This is a genomic window from Aeromonas sp. MaB10011B (genome assembly GCF_017939325.1).
In the GTDB taxonomy this organism is placed as follows: Bacteria; Pseudomonadota; Gammaproteobacteria; order Enterobacterales; family Aeromonadaceae; genus Aeromonas; species Aeromonas caviae.
Map to the genome: position 1 here is coordinate 31,435 of NZ_JAGKRK010000034.1, position 21,368 is coordinate 52,802.

Here is a 21,368-nt window from a genome sequence, read left to right on the forward strand (position 1 = left end):
TGGCAAGATCTAATACATGAATAACTATAGGTTTTACAGAGCTTGGTACCGAAGTTATGCACAGTTATCTTGGCTTATGTGGGGAATAATCGGGAAAAACTTATCCGGATCCCCCTGTTAATAACCTGGTGGATAGGGATCTGGGGATAACCAGGGAGATCGGGGGTCGTGACCGGATCTCCCTGGCCCTGATCAGCCGATCAAGGTCATCCAGTCGTGGATCCAGGTTTCTGCGGCATCTTCCGGGATCTCGTGCTGGGTGACGTCTATCTCCAGACGCTCCCCGATCCGGTTTGCCCCGCACTCTGCCAGCAGCCGATCCAGCGTCTTGCCGCCCTGGCAGAAGGTGTCATAGCTGCGATCCCCCAGGGCGATCACTCCGTACTTGAAGGCGGCGAGATCCGGCTTCTGTTCGGCAAGATCCTGGGCAAAGGGCTGCAGATTGTCGGGTACATCCCCCGCACCATGGGTGGAAGTGACCACCAGCACGATGGCTCCTGGCTCGGTCAGGATCCTGGCCAGGCTGGCGGGGTTGTGGATCTCCGCCTGGTGGCCCGCCTGTTCAAGCAGGCCGACCACATGATCTGCGACATATTCGGAGGCCCCCAGCATGGAGCCGACGACGAGGTTGAGTTTGGCCATGGAATGGATCCTGATGTCATCGAAAAAGTGAAGAGGGGGGATCTTACCGCCAAAGCATGTGGATAAATATGGATAAAGCTTGGGGATAAGGATCCTGTCCACTTTTTTGCAGCCAAAACCGGTCTCGTGGCCGTCGTGGCGCCTTCTTTCCGCCTGTTGCGACCTCATCGCACATTTCGTTGTCAAACGACACTTTAAAACATCAATTAACAATGCAGATGCAAATGATTAGCAATTATTGAATCGATTCGATCACGGCACCTGTAGTAGCATGGCGCTGCTTTATTCGCCTGAGGCGCCGGGCTGACCGGTCCAATTGGGCACCCATAATAAGAAATCAAACATAACTTATTGATATTTGAGACACTTATATGATTGCGCAAAAAAATACCCCGAATGCCGTGATGCGAAAGAGAGGCGCACAACTGCTGCCGCTCTCCTGTCTGCTGGCGTCCCTGCCCGTGTTGGCGGCGGAACAGGCGGATAAAGAGTTGCCCAAGGCGGGTGAAACCATGGTCGTGACCGGGACCGCCATGAAGGTCGAGGTCCCCATGGCAGAGACCCCCCGTGCCGTCTCCGTGGTCAATCGCGAAGAGCTGGACCAGCACGCCGTACTCAAGCTAGATGAGTCCCTGCGCTATCGCTCCGGCGTCCTGTCCCAGTCCTATGGTTCGGACACGGATGCTGACTGGTTCAAGGTGCGCGGCTTCGATGCGGCTTCTTACCTGGATGGCAACCGCCTGTTCAGCACCGGTTACTATGTCTGGACCCCGGAGCCCTTCGGCCTTGAGAGCGTGGAAGTGCTCAAAGGCCCGGCCTCCATTCTGTATGGCGAAGCCCCTCCCGGAGGCGTCATCAACACCATCAGCAAGCGTCCGACCGCTACCCCGCAGGGACTGGTGAACCTGCAACTGGGCAACCGGGATCTGCGCCAGGTCGGGGTGGATGTCTCCGACACCCTTACCGACAACAGCCGTTATCGTCTGGTGGCCCTCTACAACGAGCGGGATGGCGTGCTGGATGGCACCTACAACGAGCGCTCCTATCTGGCGCCGAGCGTGACCCTGGATATTTCGGATCGCACCACGCTGACACTGCTCTCCAGCTTCAAGCACGATGAAGGGGTGCCGACCAACGGCTTCTTCCCGGTCTATGGCACCCTGAATACCTCCGGCGGCCAGATCGATCCCTCCACCAACCTGAGCCAGCCGGATTACGATCGCAATCGCAATACCCAGATCTCCGCCGGGTACGAGCTGGCCCACCAGCTCAACCAGACCTGGGAGTTCAAGCAGAACGTTCGCTTCAACTACAACGATCTGCTGCTGCGCCAGACCTACATCTTCCCGACCTATGAAGGCACCACCGCCTACCGCGGTCTGGTCTACCGGGATGGGGATACCAAGAGCGCCACCATGGACAACCAGATGGTGGGCTACTGGAACACCGACAGCACGGAGCAGACCCTGCTGCTGGGGGTGGATCTGCAGCGCCATGTGAATGAAGGTCAGGAAGCCGACAACTATGGCATGGGCGCCATCAACACCATGAACCCGGATTACAGCGGTTTCCCCGGTTTTGATGAATCCACCGCGACCCATCAGAAGAGCACCAAGGGCCAGAGCGGCCTCTATGCCCAGCACCAGATCCGCTGGGATGATCGCTGGCTGCTGACCGCGGGCGGTCGTTTCGACTACGTGGAAACCCACAACATCAGCGAAGCCAAGAGCAAGAACGAGAAACAGTACGACGACAACCTCTCTCTCTCCGGCAGCCTGATGTACCTGGCCGACAACGGTCTCTCCCCTTACTTCGCCTATGCGGAATCCTTCGAAGTGCTGCCGGGGATAGACCCCAACACCGGCAACTCCTACAAGCCGCTGGAAGGCAAGCTATACGAGACCGGGGTCAAGTACGCACCCAGCTTCCTCGATGGCTACATCAACCTGGCGCTGTTCGATCTGGAGCAGACCAACTCCCTGGTCTCTACCGGCTCCGGCCAGCAGACCCAGGCCGGTGAAGTGACCTCCCAGGGGGTCGAACTGGAGGGGAGCGTGCAGGCCACCGAGGCGTTGCGCCTGACCGCTGCCTATACCTATACCGATGCCAAGACCAACGACACCGGCAACGGCGATCGTCGTGCGAGCCTGATCCCGCGCCACCAGGCCTCCTTCTGGGGCAACTACAAGGTGCAGCAGGGCCCGGTATCCGGTCTTGAGCTGGGTTCCGGCGTGCGCTATGTGGGTTCCAGCGTCGGCATCGGCGCGGTGAATGCGGACTACTCCCCCATCTATGGTTCCGCCCAGGTACCGGCACACACCGTATGGGATGCGATGATCGGGTATGACTTTGCCAAGAACTGGCGTGCCCAGATCAACGTCAACAACCTGCTGAACGACACCTATGTGGCGAGCTGCGACTACTACTGCTACTACGGCGAGCCGCGCAGCATAGTCGGCACCGTCAACTACCGCTGGTAAGCGACAGGCCGGGCGGGGGCGAAGGCTCCCGCCCTCCTTCCATTCATCTACAGGCATGTCATGGAACTCTTGTCACTGGTTTATCGCCAATACCGTTGGCCCTTCATCGCCATTACCCTGCTCAGCCTGCTGAGTGCTGTCAGCGGGATAGGCGTCATTGCCTTCATCAATCAATCGCTTATCGAATCAGTCGGGGATCCGCTGCCGATCCTGGGTCAGCTTGTCGGCCTTGTCTTGCTGCTGCTGGTGATCACGCTCGGATCCCAACTGGCCCTGACCACCCTGGGTCACCATTTCGTCTACCGGTTGCGTGGCCGCCTGCTCAAGCAACTGCTGGATACCGACGTCGCCCGTCTGCGTCAAATAGGGCAGGGGCCGCTCCTGGCCTCCCTTTCCAGCGACATCGGTCAGATCACCATCGCCTTCGTGCGCCTGCCGGAGCTGGTACAGGGCCTGGTGCTCACCCTGGGCTCCATCATCTACCTTGGCCTGCTCTCTCCCGCCTTGCTCGGTGTTACCGCCCTCTGGGTCACCGTGACCATGGTGGTGGGCTGGTTGCTGGTGAACCGGGTCTATCGCCACCTGGCGCACATGCGCCAGGCCGAAGACAGGCTCTACCAGAACTACCAGTCCATCATCGCCGGGAGCAAGGAGCTGGCGCTCAACCGCGAGCGTGCCCACTTCGTCTACCACCAGCTCTATGAGCAGAATGCCCGGGACTACCGGGAGCAGATCATCCGCGCCGATACCTACCACCTGAGCGCGGTGAACTGGTCGAACATCATGATGCTGGGTGCCATCGGCCTGGTCTTCTTCCTGGCCAACGGGCTGGGCTGGGCCAACACCAATGTGGCTGCCACCTTCGCCCTGACCCTGTTGTTCCTGCGCACTCCCTTGCTGCAAGGCATCGGAGCCCTGCCGACCCTGATCGCCGCCCAGCTGGCGTTCGACAAGATAGCTGCCCTCAATCTGGCGGATCCGGACGAAGCGTTCCCGTTGCCGCCTGCGCCTCGCCCCTGGCAGCGCATCGAGCTGGAGCAGGTGAGCTTTCACTATCAGGGGGAGGGCGGTTTCTCCGTGGGCCCCATCAATCTGGTGATCGAGCGGGGGGAGCAGATATTCCTCATCGGTGGCAATGGCTCCGGCAAGTCGACCCTGGCCATGCTGCTGACCGGGCTCTATCAACCGGTCTCTGGCCGGATCCTGCTGGATGGGGAGCCGGTCACCGATCGCAACGGCTATCTGGCGCTCTTCTCCGCCATCTTCACCGACTACCACCTGTTCCAGCATTTGCTGGGGCCCGAGCCGAAAGAGGCGTTGGTCGCCGAGTGGCTTGAGCGGTTGCAGATGGGCAGCAAGCTTGCCATCGAGGATGGCTTCATCGCCGATATCGACCTCTCCCAGGGCCAACGCAAGCGGGTCGCCCTGCTGCTGGCCCTGGCAGAGCAGCGGGAGGTGATGCTGTTCGACGAGTGGGCTGCGGATCAGGATCCCCAGTTCCGCCGCATCTTCTATCAGGTGCTGTTGCCGCGTCTCAAGGAGATGGGCAAGACGGTGATCGCCATCAGCCACGACGATCACTACTTCTCTCTGGCCGATCGCCTGCTGGAGATGCGCCAGGGCCGCCTCACCGAACTGACCGGCGAGCAGCGCGAGCAGGTGAGCCGGGATGCGGTCGCCCATCTGGATGGCAAGGTGCCGGCCTGATGCTGGCACCGATGAGACTGGCAGCAAGCCAGCACAGGAATTGCTTATGTTCGAGATGAAATCCGCCAGCTTCGCGGTCAATGACCGCACGCTGCTGCACCCCACCAGCCTTCGCTTCGAGCAAGGTCGGGTCTATGGCCTCATCGGCCACAACGGGTCGGGCAAATCGACCCTGATCAAGCTGCTGGCGCGCCAGCAACCCCACAGCGGCGGGGAGATCCTGTTCGATGACCAGCCGTTGTCTGCCTGGGGCAACCGGGAGTTTGCCCGTCAGGTGGCCTATCTGCCCCAGCACCTGCCGAGTGCCGAAAACCTGCTCGGCCGCGAACTGGTGGAGATGGGGCGCTACCCCTGGCGCGGACTGCTGGGCCGGATGGGAGCGGAAGATCACCGTCAGGTGGAGCGGGCCATCGCCCTGACCCACACCGAACGCTTTGCCGATCGGCTGGTGGATACCCTCTCCGGCGGTGAGCGGGGGCGAGTCTGGCTCGCCATGCTGCTGGCTCAGGAGAGCCGTTTCATCCTGTTGGACGAGCCGCTGGCCGCCCTGGACGTGGCCCATCAGGTGGAGGTGCTCACGCTCGTCAAGCAGCTTAGCCGCCAGCTCAACCTCGGGGTCATCATAGTCATTCACGACATCAACATGGCCTCCCGCTTCTGCGATAGGCTGGTGGCGCTGCACTCCGGCCGTCTGCTGACCCACGGCGAGCCCGAACAGATCATGACAGGGGAGACCCTGAACGCCATCTATGGCATCCCCATGGAGGTCATTCGCCATCCGGCCCATGACCACGCCATCGCCATCGTCTGACCGGGGGCCGCTCTTGAACCGTTTATTGAAGATGGCGCCCTGTCTGCTCAGTCTGCTGCTGCCCCTGGCAGGGGAGGCCGGGCAGCTTGTCACCGCCACCAGCGCCACGCCCCGCATCGCCACCGTGGACTGGACCATAGCCGAAACCCTGCTGGCGCTCGGAGTGACACCGATGGCGGTGGGGGATGTGGCCCCCTATCGCGCCTGGGTCGGTGAACCCCAGCTTCCTGCCGGGGTGATCGATATCGGGCTTCGTGCCCAACCCAACCGGGAACTGCTGGCGGAGCTCAAACCGGATCTTGTTCTCATCTCGCCGCTGGCGGCCCCCCTGGCGCCGACCCTCTCCCGCATCGCGCCGGTGCACTCCATCGCCCTGTATGAACCGGGCACCGATCTGTGGCAGCGACTGCGGGAAGCGACACTGACCATAGCCGCCCTGGTCAACAAAGAGGCGGAGGCCGAACGCCAGCTCGCCGCGCTGGATCAGGATCTGGCACAGATGCAGGCGGCGCAGCCCGCCGATCTGCCCCCCTTGCTGGTGGTGCAATTCATCGATGAGCGCCATGTGCGGGTGTTTGGCCATGGCAGCCTGTTCGAGGCAGTGATGCAGCGCCTCGGCCTTCGCAACGCCTGGCAGGGAGAGACCAATGCCTGGGGATTCTCGGTCGCGAGCCTGGAGCAGTTTCTCGGGATGCCGGATGCCAGGCTGGTGGTGGTGGACCCCGTGCCCGTAGGAGTTGGTGAAAAACTTCAGGAGCCTGGATTGTGGCAGCATCTCCCGCTGGTACAGAACAATCCGGTGATCCATCTGCCTGCGACATGGAGTTTTGGTGGCATATTGGCGGCCCGCCGCTTCGCCACCCTGCTGGACGGTGCCTTGCGGGAGCAGGCTGTCCACAGAGCAACCGGGGGATCAAATCAATGAGCTCTTCTCTTTCTTCGCCCCTGCTACGCCCGGGTCTCTGCCTGTTGGTGCTGACACTGGGGCTGGCTTGCGCCGAGCTGGCACGTCAACTGCCGGGGGCGCTCTGGTGGCAGGCCCTGTTCTCCCCCGAGCTGGACGATGCCCGCCAGGCGGTGGTTCATTTCAGCTGGCTGCCGCGCCTAGCCATCTGCCTGCTGGCCGGTGCCGCCCTCGGGCTCGCCGGTACCCTGATGCAGCAGGTGCTGCGCAATCCCCTGGCCTCGCCCACCACCCTGGGGGTGGCCTCCGGCGCCCAGCTGGCGCTGATGATGGTGACCCTGCTCGCCCCCTCCTGGCTGCTGATCGGGCGGGAGTGGATCGCCATGGCCGGGGGAAGCCTGGCCATGGGGCTGGTCTTCGCCCTGGCCTGGCGCCGCCAGCTCAATCCCGTGGTCATCGTCTTTGCAGGGCTGGTGATAAACCTCTATCTGGCCGCCATCAGCATGGGATTGCTGCTGTTCTTCCAGGAGGAGCTCAAAGGGTTGCTGGTGTGGGGGAGCGGATCTCTGGCCCAGAACAGCTGGAGCGGCGTCGGCTATCTGCTGCCACGGTTGCTGCTGGCCGCGATGCTGGTGGTGGTGCTGGTGCGCCCGCTGGCAGTGCTGGAGCTGGACGATGCCAGCGCACGCAGCCTGGGGGTCTCTCTCAAGCACCTGAGATTCGCCGGCCTCGGCCTCGCGGTCTTCATCACCGCCTGCGTGGTGAGCGTGGTGGGGCTGATCGGTTTTATCGGGCTGGCGGCGCCCGCCATGGTGCGGTTGTTGGGGGTCAGAAAACTGGCCCAGCGGCTGCTGTGGGCACCCATCCTCGGCGCCCTGTTGCTGGCGGCCACCGATCTGCTGCTGCAGACCCTGAGCCGGTTCTGGCCTGTGCTGATCCCGACCGGCGCCATGACGGCCCTGTTGGGGGCGCCGCTGCTGCTCTGGCTGATCCCGCGTCTTGGCATCAAGCAGAGTGCGCCTAAGGCAAACTCCTCCCTGTTGTTGGCCCGCCATCCGGCGCCGACTCGCCTTGTCGGTCTGATGGTGTTGGGGCTGGCTGCGGCGGTGATCGCCTCCCTGTTGTTTGGGCAGGGGATGGGCGGCTGGGGCTGGCCAAGCTGGCTGCGGTGGCAGGCCCAGCTGGAGTGGCGCTTGCCGCGCACCCTGGCGGCGGGTGCCTCAGGCGTGTTGCTGGCGCTGGCTGGCACCCTGTTGCAGCGAGTCAGCAACAACCCCATGGCGAGCCCCGAGCTGCTGGGGGTGAGCGGTGGCACCTTCATGGGGGTGATTGCAGCGGCCCTGTTGCTGCCCGCCTTGCCGCTGCCCATGATGCTGCTGGGGGGGCTGATGGGCGCCTTCGCCTGCCTGTTGCTGCTGGTGCTTATCAACCGGCGCAACGGCTTCCAGCCGGAGCGGATACTGCTGTCTGGCATCGCCATCACGGCGCTGTTCGAGCCGTTGCAGGCCATCGCCCTGGCCAACGGCGACCTGCGGGTGCAGCAACTGCTCTCCTGGATGTCCGGCTCCACCTATTACGTCACCCAGCCGGTGGCCCTTGCCCTGGTGGTGTTGGCGCTGCTGATGCTGGCAGCCTGCCTGCTGGTGAGCCGCTGGCTCGATCTCATGCCCATGGGGCCGGCGGTAGCGACGGCTCTGGGGATCCATCTCGGCCGTGCCCAGCTCACCATCCTGCTGCTGGTGGCCGTGCTCACCGCCAGTGCCACCATGGTGATAGGCCCGCTCTCCTTTGCTGGTCTGCTGGCGCCGCACCTGGCCAGATTGATGGGGCTGGTGAGGGCGCGCTGGCACCTGCTCGGCGCTGCAGGCTGTGGCGCTTTGCTGATGGTGTCGGCGGACTGGATCGGCCAGCAGATCCTCTTTCCCCAGGAGGTGCCCGTCGGTCTGGTCTCCACCCTGTTAGGGGGTGCTTACTTCATGTGGTGCCTGCGCCGCCTCTAGGTCGATGGATGAAAAGCGCACAAAAAAAGCCCGGGATGAACCCGGGCTTTTCATTGCCTGCTCTGCGGACTTACTTGCCGATGCAGAAGCTGGAGAAGATGCGGCCCAGCAGATCGTCGGAGCTGAACTCGCCGGTGATCTCGGACAGGGACTCCTGGGCCAGGCGCAGCTCCTCGGCCACCAGTTCACCAGCCACATAGACCTCAAGCTGCTCCCTGGCTACCAGCAGCCGTTCGGCGGCGCGCTCCAGTGCGTCTAGGTGGCGGCGGCGGGCCATGAAGCCCCCTTCGGTGTTGCCCTGGAAGCCCATGCAGGCCTTGAGGTGCTCGCGCAGTGCGGGCAGCCCCAGCTCGGTCTTGGCGGAGATGCGATAGACGGCATGGCCCTGCTCCTGGCTCGGTGCCAGATCCTCGCCGGTCAGGTCCGCCTTGTTGCGCACCACGGTGAGGCCGATGTTTTTTGGCAACCGATCAACGAATTCCGGCCAGATGTCGTGGGGGTCGACGGCATCCGTGGTGGTGCCGTCCACCATAAACAGCACCCGGTCGGCCTGTTCGATCTCGGCCCAGGCGCGCTCGATGCCGATCTGTTCCACCTTGTCCTGGGTATCGCGCAGGCCCGCGGTGTCGATGATGTGCAGCGGCATGCCATCCAGATGGATGTGCTCGCGCAGCACGTCGCGGGTGGTACCGGCGATCTCGGTGACGATGGCGGACTCGCGGCCTGCGAGGGCGTTGAGCAGGCTCGATTTGCCGGCGTTGGGACGACCGGCGATCACCACCTTCATCCCCTCTCGCAGCAGGGCACCCTGCTTGGCCTCGCTGCGCACGTCGTCCAGCTCGGACATGATGGCGTAGAGGTCACCCGCCACCTTGCCGTCGGAGAGAAAGTCGATCTCTTCATCCGGGAAGTCGATGGCCGCTTCCACATAGATGCGCAGCCGGGTGAGGCTCTCCACCAGCTGTTGCACCTTGCCGGAGAACTGCCCCTGCAGGGAGTGCATGGCGCTGCGGGCGGCCTGCTCGCTGGAGGCTTCGATGAGATCGGCGATGGCCTCGGCCTGGGCCAGATCCAGCTTGTCGTTGAGGAAGGCGCGCTCGCTGAACTCGCCCGGGCGGGCGGGGCGGATGCCGTCGATCTGCAGGATGCGGCGGATCAGCATGTCGAGAATGACGGGGCCGCCATGGCCCTGCAGCTCCAGCACGTCTTCGCCAGTGAAGCTGTTGGGGGCCTTGAACAGCAGGGCGATGCCCTGATCCAGCGCCTGGCCCTGCTCGTCCCTGAACGGCAGATATTCGGCATAACGCACCCTGGGGAGCTTGCCGAGCACTATCTCGGCGACCCGCTCGGCGGCAGGGCCGGAGACGCGGACTATGCCGACGCCGCCACGGCCGGGGGCGGTGGCCTGGGCCACGATGGTATCTGTTGTCATCTTGCTTGACTCGCTGGTTGGCTGAATGAGTAAGAGGGTGGGGGACATTGTAATAAAAAAGGCGGCCCGAAGGCCGCCTCTTTTGTCATCAGGAAAGATGGGCTGCGCATCAGTTGCGTGAGTGCAGGCCTTTCTTCTCCAGCTGACGATAGATGATGGTCTGCTGGATGATGGAGATGACGTTGCTCACCAGCCAGTACAGAGTCAGACCTGCCGGGAACCAGAGGAACATGAAGGTGAAGATGATCGGCATGAACTGCATCACCTTCTGCTGCATCGGGTCCGTGATGGTGGTCGGGCTCATCTTCTGCAGATACCACATGGAGGCACCCATGAGGATTGGCAGCACGAAGAAGGGGTCCTTCACCGACAGGTCGGTGATCCACAGGGCGAACGGCGCGTGGCGCAGCTCGACAGACTCCATCAGTGCCCAGTAGAGGGCGATGAAGATGGGCATCTGTACCAGGATGGGCAGGCAGCCGCCCAGCGGGTTGACCTTCTCCTTCTTGTACAGCTCCATCATGCCCTGGGACATCTTCTGGCGATCGTCACCGAAGCGTTCCTTGAGCGCAGCCAGCTTGGGCTGGAGCATGCGCATCTTGGCCATGGAGGTGTACTGGGCCTTGGTCAGCGGGAACATGATGCCGCGCACCAGCAGGGTCAGCATGATAATGGCCAGACCCCAGTTCTGGACGAAACCGTGGAACACGGTCAGCAGCCAGTGCAGCGGTTGGGCGATGAACCAGAGCCAGCCGTAGTCGACGGTCAGATCCAAGTGGTTTGCCACCTTGGCCATCTGATCCTGCAGCTTGGGACCGATCCACAGCTTGCCGCTCACTTCGGCCTGCTGGCCGGCAGCGACGTCAACCAGCGGCGCCTTGTAGCCGATGATGGCCTGGTCCTTGCCCGGGATCACGCGGCTGTAGAAGCTGTTGGTGTCGTTGGCATTCGGGGCCCAGGCAGAGACGAAGTAGTGCTGCAGCATGGCGACCCAACCACCCTGGGTGGTCTTGTTCAGGTCGGCATCCTTCATCTCGTCGAAGGTGTACTTCTTGTAGCGGGAGTCTTCGCTGGAGAAGGCACCACCACGGTATGCACTGGCCACCATGGCATGACCTTCCTGATCCTTCGGCGTGGTCATGGTCTGCTTCAGCTGACCGTAGAACTGTACCTGGACCGGCTCGGCAGACTTGTTGTCGATCTTGTAGTCGACGCCCACGGCGTAATCACCGCGCTTGAGCACGAACTCCTTGGTGAAGACCACACCCTTGCTGTCGGTCCAGGTCATCGGAACGACGACTTGATCCTGACCATCGGCCAGCTGATAGCTGGTCTGGGCGGCTTCATAGGTGGGACGACCCTGGGCCTGGCTGTCCGGACCATTGCGACCGACCAGACCGCTCTGGGCCACATAGAGGTGGGCAGGTTGGCTGGTCAGCAGGGTGAACGGCTGTTCCTTGCCTTCTTCCAGCTTGTGAGCCAGCAGTTCGGCAGATACGATGTCACCGCCCTGGGTGTCCAGGGTCAATTTGAGCACGTCGGAGGAGACGGTGATCAGCTTGCGCGCGGCGTTACCATTTGCTTGCTCGGAAACCTGAGGAATATCACCGGTCTGACCGGCTTCAGGTACGAAATGTTCGGTTTGGGCCACGGTAGTCGGGGCCGGCTTCGGAGCCTTGTCGGACTCCCACTGTTGCCAGAGCAAGAAGCTCACGAACAGCAAACCGATCAGGAGTAAATTGCGTTGTGATTCCATAGTCTTCAGTTTCTTCGCTTTGGTTGCGGAACCGGGTCATAACCACCCTCGGATAAGGGATGGCATTTTAATAGACGTTTGCTGGCTAACCAAACGCCTTTTATGAAACCGTGAAGTCGGATTGCTTCTATCGCAAATTGGGAACAAGTCGGGGTGAAACGGCAGCGCGGCCCGAGCAGGGGACTAATGATTAGCTGATACAGGCGTATCAGTTTGATTGCTACCCATTGCAACGGCGTGACAGAGTGCGCCATAGCTTTTCCAGTAACTTGAACAGCGCTTCGTTGTCCATCTCCTTCACGCCACCCTTGGCGATCACGACGATGTCGATAGCGGGCAGATTGGCTTGATTGAGGCGAAAACTTTCCCGAACCACTCGTTTTACACGGTTGCGCCAGACGGCACGCTTGAGCGCCTTTTTGGGCACGGCGAGGCCAAGACGGGGGTGTTCGAGGGAGTTGGGGCAAGCAAGAAGCGTAATTTGCGGAGAAGCGGCCCGGACAGGCTCGGCGAAAACGCGTTTGAAGTGTTCGGGAGTTAACAGACGTAACTCCCGAGAGAAGGTGTGCTGGGTAGGCATTAGACTACCAGGCGGGCACGACCCTTGGCACGACGAGCGGCCAGAACTTTGCGGCCGTTGGCAGTAGCCATGCGAGCGCGGAAACCGTGAGAGCGCTTGCGCTTCAGGTTGGACGGTTGAAAAGTACGTTTCATGATTCGATTCCGTATTTCTGTACAGTTTTGATTGTCACACTTAGCCGACGCGCCAGCTATAGCGTGTGACGACTAGCAAAAGAGGCCGAATTCTAAACAGAGTTCAGCTTCTCGTCAATCCGCCGTTCCTTTCCATCTCGCCCCGTTCGTCGACCGAGCGGGATAATCTGGCAGGATCCGGAGGATCAAGGGCCCCGAATTATACTGGCAACCCGGGGTTAAACAAGGATCCCTCAAGAAAAAAGGCGGCCAGGCCGCCAAAGAGAGAGCTATTTAAGTACTTTGCGCAGGAACTCCCGGGTACGGGGATCCTGCGGATCGACCAATATCTGATCCGGCGGGCCCTGCTCCACGATCCGGCCTCCTTCCATGAAGATCACCCGATCGGCGACATCACGGGCAAACTCGATCTCGTGGGTCACCACCACCATGGTCTGGTGCTGGCGGGCGAGCTGCTTCATCAGGCCCAGCACCTCGTCGACCCACTCGGGATCGAGGGCGGAGGTGGGCTCGTCAAACAGGATCACCTTGGAGTGGGCCGCCATGGCCCGGCCGATGCCGACGCGCTGTTGCTGGCCGCCGGAGAGGGAGGCCGGGTAGGCATCCTGTTTCTCGGCGAGGCCGATGTCCTTGAGGATGCCCAGGGCAGTGGCACGAGCCTCCGCCTTCGGCTGTTTCCAGACGGTGATCAGCCCCTCGGCGATGTTGTCCAGCGCCGTCTTGTTGGCGAACAGGGCGTAGTTCTGGAACACGAAAGAGACGCGTTTGCGCAGTTCGATGGCCTGCTGGTCGCTGGTCTTGGCCAGATCCACGGCGAGGTCATCGATGACAAGCCGGCCTGCATCCGGGGTTTCCAGCAGGTTGAGGCAGCGCAGCAGAGTCGACTTGCCGGTACCGGAGGGGCCGATGATGACGACAATCTCCCCCTTCTTTACCTCAAGATCGATGCCGTTGAGCACCTGATTTCCGTCATAGGCCTTGGAGAGACCCGTTAGGTTGATCATGACAGGCCTCCTTTAATAAGCACGGTTCAGCCGCACTTCCAGCAGATGCTGCAAGCGGGTGAAGAAGATGACCACCACCCAGTAGATCAGCGCCACCGCCATGAAGCTCTCGAAGAACTTGAAGGAGGAGGCCGCTTCCATCTGGGCCTTGCCCATGATCTCCGCCACACCCAGGGTAAACGCCAGGGAGGTGCTCTTGATCATGTCGATGAAGTAGTTCATCAGCGATGGTGTCGCGATGCGGGCCGCCTGGGGTAGGATGATCCGCTGCATCGCCTGCAGCCGACTCATGCCGATGCTGAGGGCGGCTTCCATCTGGCTCTTGTGGATGCCGAGAATGGCTGCCCGGATCGACTCGGCCATGTAGGCGGCGAAGTGCAGGGTCAGGCCGATGATGGCGGCGGTAAAGGCATCCATCCCCACGAAGATGGGGAAGAGCTGCGGCAGCCCGTAATAGAGCAGGAACAGCTGGACGAGCAGCGGTGTACCCCGGAAGAACGAGATATACAGCATCGCCAGCCAGTGAAGTGCGGGAACGCGAAACACCCGTACTATCGCCAGGATCAGCGACAGTACGAGTGCCAATACGAATCCCCACAGGGCCATTTCCATCGTGGTGCCCAGGTATTTGAGCAGGATGGGAAACAGCCCTAGCGTGTACTCGAGGTCAAATTCCATCATTTATTTGCTGGTGATGTCCGCTGCGAACCATTTTTCGGAGATTTTGGTCAGGGTGCCGTCTTTGCGCATGGCGGTGAGGGCATCGTCAACCTTCTTCAGCACGGCCTGCTTCTCCGGGGTCTTCAGGAAGGGCAGGGCGTTCTCGATGGTTTCGAACGGTGCACCGGCCTGTTGCAGCGGCAGCTTGGATTCCTTGATCAGCTGGGCGGTGGAGACGCGGTCCATCACGAAGGCGTCGATGCGGCCCAGGGCGACATCCTGCTCGAAGGCGGAGTCATAGGTACGGATATCGATCTTCTTGTTGGGGTCGTTCTTGCGCAGCAGCTCTTCGAAGTTGGAGCCCAGGTTGACGGCGACCTTCTTGCCTTCCAGGTCCTTGATGCCGTGGATGGTGTTGTTGCCCTTGCGGACCACGATCTGGGCACCGTCATAGACATAGGGCTGGGAGAAGGCGTACTTGGCCTTGCGCTCGTCGGTGATGGTGATCTGGTTGGAGATGGTGTCAACGCGGCCGGTTTCCAGCATGCCGAACAGGCCGGAGAAGCTGGCGGTCACGAACTCGACCTTGTAGCCGGTGCGCTCACCGATCTGGTTCCACATGTCCACCTCGAAGCCCTGCAGCTTGTCCTGCTTGACGAAGGTGAACGGGAAGTATTTGCCGGACATGCCGACCTTGATGGTTTCCTGGGCGATGGCCTGGCCGGACAGGCTGGCCAGCAGAATGGCGGCGCCGGAAATCAGTTTGATGGTAGTTTTCATGGGGATTCCTCTCTCTGTAGTGCTGTATTTTTAGTTGTAATCACGGGTTGGCGCTGATGTTATTGGAATAAAATATAAAAAATAAATGATATTTGGTTATATAAAATAACTATGGTCGCAGCGCGCCATTCTGTCCACATTGCCGATATCCGGCTGTGGGTAACTTTGGGGATGAAATGGGATCCTGGGGCGTTGGATCCTTGAAAGTCAAGGATCTTATTTGCTGGATCCGTGCGGCAGCAACTGGAGATCCGGCCACTAAAAACGTAGAATAGCCGGTCTTTACTTAATCAATTGACGGGAGTCTAGAGTGACTGCTTCGCTATGGCAGCAGTGCCTTAACCGGCTGCAAGATGAGTTGCCCTCGGCAGAATTCAGCATGTGGATCCGGCCGCTTCAAGCGGAGTTGAGTGACAATACTCTGACCCTGTATGCACCGAACCGCTTTGTTCTGGACTGGGTACGCGACAAGTACCTGCTCCGGGTCAACGGCATCATCAACGAGCTGTGCGGAGCCGACGCTCCCACCCTGCGTTTTGATATCGGCAATCGCCCTCATCCCGTCGCGGTCGCCAGGGCGCCGGCCCGTGGTGTCGATCCTGTGAATAACTCTCCCAAGAGCTGGGAAAACAAGGCCGAAAACAAGCCCGAGCCAAACCACAAGAGCAACACCAACGTGAACTATACCTTCGAGAATTTCGTCGAGGGTAAGTCCAACCAGCTGGCCCGTGCGGCCGCCCGTCAGGTGGCCGACAATCCGGGTGGTGCTTACAACCCGCTGTTCCTTTATGGCGGCACTGGCCTTGGCAAGACCCACCTGCTGCACGCCGTTGGCAATGCCATCAAGGATCGCAAGAAAGACGCCAAAGTCATCTACATGCACTCCGAACGGTTCGTGCAGGACATGGTGAAGGCGTTGCAGAATAACGCCATTGAAGAGTTCAAGCGTTATTACCGTAGCGTCGATGCCCTGCTCATCGATGACATCCAGTTCTTCGCCAACAAGGAGCGCTCCCAGGAGGAGTTCTTCCACACCTTCAACGCCCTGCTTGAAGGAAACCAGCAGATCATTCTGACCTCGGACCGCTATCCGAAAGAGATCAACGGGGTGGAAGATCGTCTCAAGTCCCGCTTCGGCTGGGGCCTGACGGTGGCGATCGAGCCGCCGGAGCTGGAGACCCGGGTTGCCATCCTGATGCGCAAGGCGGACGAGAACCAGATCCACCTGCCGGACGAAGTGGCCTTCTTCATCGCCAAGCGGCTTCGCTCCAACGTCCGTGAACTGGAAGGCGCCCTCAACCGGGTGATCGCCAACGCCAACTTCACCGGCCGCGCCATCAACATCGACTTCGTGCGCGAGGCGCTGCGCGATCTGCTGGCCTTGCAGGAGAAGCTGGTCACCATCGACAACATCCAGAAGACGGTGGCGGAGTATTACAAGATCAAGCTGGCGGATCTGCTCTCCAAGCGTCGCTCCCGTTCCGTTGCCCGCCCGCGCCAGCTGGCGATGGCGCTGGCCAAGGAGCTGACCAACCACAGCTTGCCTGAGATAGGGGATGCCTTTGGTGGTCGTGACCACACCACGGTTCTTCATGCCTGCCGCAAGATCGAGCAGCTGAAGGAAGAGAGTCACGACATCAAGGAAGATTATTCCAACCTGATCCGTACCCTTTCTTCCTGATAACGGAACGGAGTGCACAGATGCAGATTGCATGTTCCAGCCTGATCCGAATCCTTTCCTCCCAATAACAACGGAGAGCACAGATGCAGCTCGAAATTAGCCGTGAGGCCCTGTTACGTCCCCTGCAACTGGTGTCCGGTGCCCTGGGTGGCCGGCCGACCCTGCCCATCCTCGGCAACGTCCTGCTCGATGTCAGCAATGGCCTGCTGTCGCTGACCGGGACCGATCTCGAGGTGGAGATGATCGGACAGGTCTATCTCAACAGCGACAGCCAGGATGGCCGCACCACAGTGCCGGCGCGCAAGCTGCTGGACATCTGTCGCGGTCTGCCGGAGGGGGCGGAGATCCGTCTCAGCACCGAGGGAGAGCGCCTCATCATCCGTTCCGGCCGCTCCCGCTTCAACCTGTCGACCCTGCCGGCGACCGAATACCCGAACATCGAGGATTGGGAATCCGTGCTCGAGTTCGATATCAGCCAGCTGGAGCTGAAAAAACTCATCGACGCGACCCAGTTCTCCATGGCGAGCCAGGACGTGCGCTACTACCTGAACGGCATGCTGTTCGAGAGCGAAGGACACGGCCTGCGTACCGTGGCGACGGACGGTCACCGGCTGGCCACCTGCCGCCGCGAGGTGGTGGGGGAATCGTTGCCCGATCATCAGGTCATCCTGCCGCGCAAAGGGGTGCTGGAGCTGGTGCGCCTGCTGGAAGCGGAAGACAAGCCGGTACGGCTGCAAGTGGGCCGCAGCAATCTGCGCGCTGCCCTGGATGGCTTCATTTTCACCTCCAAGCTGGTGGATGGCCGTTTCCCGGACTGGCGCCGCGTCATCCCGAGAGGGAGCGACAAGGCCCTGATCGCCGGTCGCGAGGATCTGCGCCAGGCTTTTGCCCGTGCCGCCATCCTCTCCAACGAGAAATTCCGTGGGGTGCGTCTCAATCTGCAGGAAAACCTGCTGCGCATCACCGCCAACAACCCGGAACAGGAAGAAGCCGAAGAGCTGCTTGACGTACAATACGCCGCTGGCGAGATGGAGATCGGCTTCAACGTCTCCTATGTGCTGGACGTGTTGAATACGTTAAAATGTGACCAAATCCGGATCAGCCTGAGCGATTCCATCAGCAGCGCCATTATTGAGGATTTTGAGAACCAAGATGCCCAGTATGTGGTGATGCCGATGCGGATCTAGTCGTGTCCCTGGTCAAACTCCAGCTCAGCGACTTTCGCAACATTCAGCACGCCAGTCTCGCGCTGTCTCCCGGCCTCAATATCCTGGTCGGGAGCAACGGCAGCGGCAAGACCAGCGTGCTGGAAGCCATTCATTACCTTGGTCTCGGCCGCTCGTTTCGTACCCATTTGACCGGGCGGGTCATCCGCCAGGGCGAGCGGGCCTTTACCCTGTTTGCCCAGTGCGAGCTGGAGGGGCGTCAGGTGCCCATCGGGCTTGCCAAGGACAAGGGGGGCGAAACCCAGCTCAAGATCGCCGGTGCCCAGGCCCAGCGCCTGGCCGATCTGGCGGAGCTGTTGCCGGTACAGTTGATCCACCCCGATGGTTTCAGCCTGCTGACCGGTGGGCCCCAGGCTCGCCGGGCCTGGCTCGACTGGGGTGTTTTCCATCAGGAGCCGACCTTCTTCTCCCTCTGGGGGCGGGTGCGTCGGCTGTTGAAGCAGCGCAATGCCTTGCTGCGCCAGAGCACCCAGTATCGTCAACTGGCGTTCTGGGATCAGGAGCTGGTGCGACTGGGCGGCGAGCTGGCGGGGTTTCGCGCCAGTTATTGTCAGGCCATTACGCCCCTGATCAAGGAGATGACGGCAGATTTTCTGCCGGAGTTCGATATCAGTCTTGGATTCTATCGAGGCTGGGAAAAAGACACTCCCCTCGATGCATTGCTGGAGGCGGGGTTCGAACGGGATCGTTCGCTGGGGTACACTGGGGTCGGTCCGCAGAAGGCGGACGTGCGGCTCAAGGCGAACGGCGTGCCCGCGCAGGATATTTTGTCCAGGGGTCAGCTGAAGTTGCTGGTCTGTGCCATGCGGCTGGCCCAAGGGCTCTATTTGAATCAACATAGCAGCCGCGGCTGTATTTTTTTAATTGATGATTTTGCCTCTGAACTGGATGTCGACAAACGTCGTCTGCTGGCCGCAAGGCTGAAGCAGTGCGCGTCCCAGGTGTTCATCACCGCCATCGATACCGGTCAGCTCGCAGACATGATGGATGCGAGTGACTGCAAGCTGTTCCACGTGGAACAAGGCAAGATCTCCGAAACGTTAGAGAAGGCAGAGAGTAAGCTATGAGTGAAAATACTTACGACTCCTCGAATATCAAGGTGCTCAAGGGCCTGGATGCGGTCCGCAAGCGCCCGGGGATGTATATCGGCGATACGGACGATGGATCGGGCCTGCACCACATGGTGTTCGAGGTCGTCGACAACTCCATCGACGAGGCTCTGGCTGGCTACTGCTCCGATATCCAGGTCAAGATCCATTCCGACGGCTCCGTCTCCGTGCGCGACAACGGTCGCGGCATTCCGGTGGACATCCACCCGGAAGAGGGTCGTTCGGCCGCCGAAGTCATCATGACCGTGCTGCACGCCGGCGGCAAATTCGATGACAACTCCTACAAGGTGTCCGGCGGTCTGCACGGTGTGGGCGTTTCCGTGGTGAACGCGCTTTCCGACAAGCTGCTGCTGACCATCCGCCGCAACGGTCATGTCTACGAGCAGACCTATCACCTGGGCGAGCCGCAGGCACCCCTCAAGCAGATTGGTGACAGCACCGGCACCGGGACCGAAGTTCGCTTCTGGCCGAGCCCGACCATCTTCAGTGACACCCTGTTCCACTACGAGATCCTGGCCAAGCGTCTGCGCGAGCTCTCCTTCCTCAACTCCGGCGTCTCCATCCGTCTGATGGACGAGCGTGATGGCCGCGAGGCGCACTTCTGCTACGAAGGGGGCATCAAGGCCTTCGTCGAGTACCTGAACCAGAACAAGACCCCGATCCACCCCAAGGTGTTCCACTTCACCACCGAGCAGGACGGAATCGGTGTCGAAGTCGCCATGCAGTGGAACGACGCCTATCAGGAAGGGGTCTACTGCTTCACCAACAACATTCCGCAGCGGGATGGTGGTACCCACCTGGTGGGCTTCCGTACCGCGCTGACCCGGACGCTGAACAACTACATGGACAAGGAGGACTACAGCAAGAAGGCCAAGTCCGCCGCCAGTGGTGACGACGTCCGTGAAGGTCTGATTGCCGTTATCTCCGTCAAGGTGCCTGACCCTAAGTTCTCCTCCCAGACCAAGGACAAGCTGGTCTCTTCCGAAGTGAAGACCGCCGTGGAACAGGCCATGGGTGAGAAGCTGGCCGACTTCCTGCTGGAAAACCCGGGCGACGCCAAGATCGTGGTCAACAAGATCATCGATGCGGCCCGTGCCCGTGAAGCTGCCCGCAAGGCCCGCGAACTGACCCGCCGCAAGGGCGCGCTGGATATCGCCGGTCTGCCCGGCAAGCTGGCGGACTGTCAGGAGAAAGACCCGGCGCTCTCCGAACTCTACATCGTGGAAGGGGACTCTGCTGGCGGCTCCGCCAAGCAGGGTCGCAACCGGAAGAACCAGGCCATCCTGCCCCTCAAGGGTAAAATCCTGAACGTGGAGAAGGCCCGTTTCGACAAGATGATCTCCTCCCAGGAGGTGGGCACCCTGATCACCGCCCTGGGCTGTGGCATCGGTCGCGACGAGTACAACCCGGACAAGCTGCGCTATCACAACATCATCATCATGACGGATGCGGACGTCGATGGTGCGCACATCCGTACCCTGCTGCTGACCTTCTTCTATCGTCAGATGCCGGAAATCATCGAGCGTGGCTATGTCTTCATCGCCCAGCCGCCGCTCTACAAGGTGAAGAAGGGCAAGCAGGAGCAGTACCTGAAAGACGAAGACGCATTGTTGCAGTACCAGACCGCCATGGCGCTGGACGGTGCGACCCTGCATGTCAACGAATCTGCCCCGGCCATCGGTGGCGAGGCGCTGGAGCGTCTGGTCAACCAGCATCGCGCCGTGACTCACCTCATCACCCGCATGTCCCGTCGCGCCCCGGAAGCCGTGCTGACCCAGCTGATCTATCAGCCTGAGTTGAACGAAACCCTGCTGGCCAGCGAGAGCGATCTGCAGGCCTGGTGCCAGAGCATGGAAGCCGTGCTCAACGAGAGCAACCACGGCATCCAGTACCAGATGCAGGTACGCCGCGACGAGGAGCGCAGCCTGTTCGTGCCCCACGCCGTGGTACGCCAGCACGGGGTCGACCGTGAATACCCGCTCAGCTACGACTTCCTGCAATCCTCCGAGTACCGTCAGCTGGTCTCCCTGGGCAAGGAGATCGCCAACCTGATCGAGGAAGGCGGTTACATCAAGCGTGGCGAGAAGGTGAAACCGGTCGCCAGCTTCGTGGAAGCGGTCGAGTGGCTGATGGGCGAAGGCAAGCGTGGCATCTACATCCAGCGCTATAAAGGGCTGGGGGAGATGAACCCGGAGCAGCTGTGGGAAACCACCATGGATCCGGAAGCCCGTCGCATGCTGCGCGTCACCATCGACGACGCGGTCGGCGCCGACCAGCTCTTCTCCACCCTGATGGGGGATGCCGTTGAGCCCCGTCGCGACTTTATCGAGACCAACGCCCTGCGGGTTGCCAACCTCGACGTCTAATAGACGGTCCGACAACCATCAAAAGCCGCTCCTCGTGAGCGGCTTTTTGTTTTCTGGGGCAAGGAAAAGGGCGCGTTCCACGTGAAACATGACTCC

General features: G+C 61.0%; 18 protein-coding genes. 9 read left to right on the forward strand and 9 right to left on the reverse strand.

Annotated features, from left to right (window positions below):
* Window positions 1-192: 192 nt before the first annotated feature.
* Window positions 193-642, reverse strand: coding sequence for an FMN-binding protein MioC (gene mioC / locus J9893_RS10825; RefSeq protein WP_210556803.1), 450 nt, complete (start codon window positions 640-642; stop codon window positions 193-195).
* Window positions 643-1,013: 371 nt separating this feature from the next.
* On the opposite strand from mioC, the gene J9893_RS10830 reads away from it, so the two are divergent.
* Genes J9893_RS10830 through fhuB form a run of 5 tightly spaced genes read left to right on the forward strand, consistent with a single transcriptional unit; the run spans window position 1,014 to window position 8,544 of the window.
* Entirely contained in the window at window positions 1,014-3,122 is a 2,109-nt protein-coding gene (locus J9893_RS10830; RefSeq protein ID WP_210600356.1) for a TonB-dependent siderophore receptor, read from the forward strand.
* 60 nt (window positions 3,123-3,182) lie between these two features.
* A complete protein-coding gene (locus J9893_RS10835; RefSeq protein WP_210600354.1) occupies window positions 3,183-4,829 on the forward strand; it encodes a multidrug ABC transporter permease/ATP-binding protein in 1,647 nt (548 codons plus the stop codon).
* 46 nt (window positions 4,830-4,875) lie between these two features.
* A complete protein-coding gene (locus tag J9893_RS10840; RefSeq protein ID WP_010672275.1) occupies window positions 4,876-5,640 on the forward strand; it encodes an ATP-binding cassette domain-containing protein in 765 nt (254 codons plus the stop codon).
* A gap of 31 nt (window positions 5,641-5,671) precedes the next feature.
* On the forward strand, window positions 5,672-6,565 hold the full coding sequence (locus J9893_RS10845) for an ABC transporter substrate-binding protein (protein ID WP_199769712.1): 894 nt from the start codon (window positions 5,672-5,674) through the stop codon (window positions 6,563-6,565).
* The gene (gene fhuB / locus J9893_RS10850; RefSeq protein ID WP_210600352.1) at window positions 6,562-8,544 is read left to right on the forward strand and encodes a Fe(3+)-hydroxamate ABC transporter permease FhuB; all 1,983 of its coding nucleotides are present in this window, start codon (window positions 6,562-6,564) and stop codon (window positions 8,542-8,544) included. The genes J9893_RS10845 and fhuB overlap by 4 nt, the downstream gene beginning before the upstream one ends.
* A gap of 70 nt (window positions 8,545-8,614) precedes the next feature.
* Here the strand turns inward: fhuB and mnmE are convergent, their stop codons facing one another.
* The 8 genes from mnmE to J9893_RS10890 all read right to left on the reverse strand — a co-directional run bounded on the left by mnmE (window position 8,615) and on the right by J9893_RS10890 (window position 14,890).
* Complete coding sequence (mnmE, locus tag J9893_RS10855) at window positions 8,615-9,976, reverse strand: tRNA uridine-5-carboxymethylaminomethyl(34) synthesis GTPase MnmE (protein ID WP_043153777.1); 1,362 nt, start codon at window positions 9,974-9,976, stop codon at window positions 8,615-8,617.
* Window positions 9,977-10,085: 109 nt separating this feature from the next.
* Entirely contained in the window at window positions 10,086-11,732 is a 1,647-nt protein-coding gene (yidC, locus tag J9893_RS10860) for a membrane protein insertase YidC (RefSeq protein ID WP_010672279.1), read from the reverse strand.
* A 5-nt stretch (window positions 11,733-11,737) separates the two neighbouring features.
* A complete protein-coding gene (gene yidD / locus J9893_RS10865) occupies window positions 11,738-11,986 on the reverse strand; it encodes a membrane protein insertion efficiency factor YidD (RefSeq protein WP_010672280.1) in 249 nt (82 codons plus the stop codon).
* Window positions 11,953-12,312, reverse strand: coding sequence for a ribonuclease P protein component (rnpA, locus tag J9893_RS10870; protein WP_010672281.1), 360 nt, complete (start codon window positions 12,310-12,312; stop codon window positions 11,953-11,955). Before rnpA ends, yidD begins: the two co-directional genes overlap by 34 nt.
* Window positions 12,312-12,446: a 50S ribosomal protein L34 gene (rpmH, locus tag J9893_RS10875; RefSeq protein ID WP_005307156.1), complete on the reverse strand. Its 135-nt coding sequence runs from the start codon at window positions 12,444-12,446 to the stop codon at window positions 12,312-12,314. The genes rnpA and rpmH overlap by 1 nt, the downstream gene beginning before the upstream one ends.
* A 269-nt stretch (window positions 12,447-12,715) precedes the next feature.
* Window positions 12,716-13,450: an amino acid ABC transporter ATP-binding protein gene (locus J9893_RS10880; RefSeq protein WP_210600350.1), complete on the reverse strand. Its 735-nt coding sequence runs from the start codon at window positions 13,448-13,450 to the stop codon at window positions 12,716-12,718.
* A gap of 12 nt (window positions 13,451-13,462) precedes the next feature.
* Window positions 13,463-14,131 carry an amino acid ABC transporter permease gene (locus J9893_RS10885; protein WP_010672283.1) on the reverse strand — a complete coding sequence of 223 codons (669 nt, stop codon included), beginning with the start codon at window positions 14,129-14,131 and terminating at the stop codon, window positions 13,463-13,465.
* Window positions 14,132-14,890 (reverse strand): amino acid ABC transporter substrate-binding protein, encoded by a 759-nt coding sequence (locus J9893_RS10890; RefSeq protein WP_010672284.1) that lies wholly within the window; start codon window positions 14,888-14,890, stop codon window positions 14,132-14,134. It abuts the gene before it with no gap.
* A 310-nt stretch (window positions 14,891-15,200) separates the two neighbouring features.
* On the opposite strand from J9893_RS10890, the gene dnaA reads away from it, so the two are divergent.
* From dnaA to gyrB, 4 genes are all read left to right on the forward strand, one after another.
* The gene (gene dnaA, locus J9893_RS10895; protein ID WP_039040645.1) at window positions 15,201-16,571 is read left to right on the forward strand and encodes a chromosomal replication initiator protein DnaA; all 1,371 of its coding nucleotides are present in this window, start codon (window positions 15,201-15,203) and stop codon (window positions 16,569-16,571) included.
* A gap of 83 nt (window positions 16,572-16,654) precedes the next feature.
* Window positions 16,655-17,758, forward strand: a complete 1,104-nt coding sequence (gene dnaN, locus J9893_RS10900; RefSeq protein ID WP_039040646.1) for a DNA polymerase III subunit beta — start codon at window positions 16,655-16,657, stop codon at window positions 17,756-17,758.
* 2 nt (window positions 17,759-17,760) lie between these two features.
* The gene (recF, locus tag J9893_RS10905) at window positions 17,761-18,864 is read left to right on the forward strand and encodes a DNA replication/repair protein RecF (protein WP_010672287.1); all 1,104 of its coding nucleotides are present in this window, start codon (window positions 17,761-17,763) and stop codon (window positions 18,862-18,864) included.
* The gene (gene gyrB / locus J9893_RS10910) at window positions 18,861-21,272 is read left to right on the forward strand and encodes a DNA topoisomerase (ATP-hydrolyzing) subunit B (protein ID WP_041212069.1); all 2,412 of its coding nucleotides are present in this window, start codon (window positions 18,861-18,863) and stop codon (window positions 21,270-21,272) included. Before recF ends, gyrB begins: the two co-directional genes overlap by 4 nt.
* The last annotated feature ends 96 nt before the right edge of the window (window positions 21,273-21,368 follow it).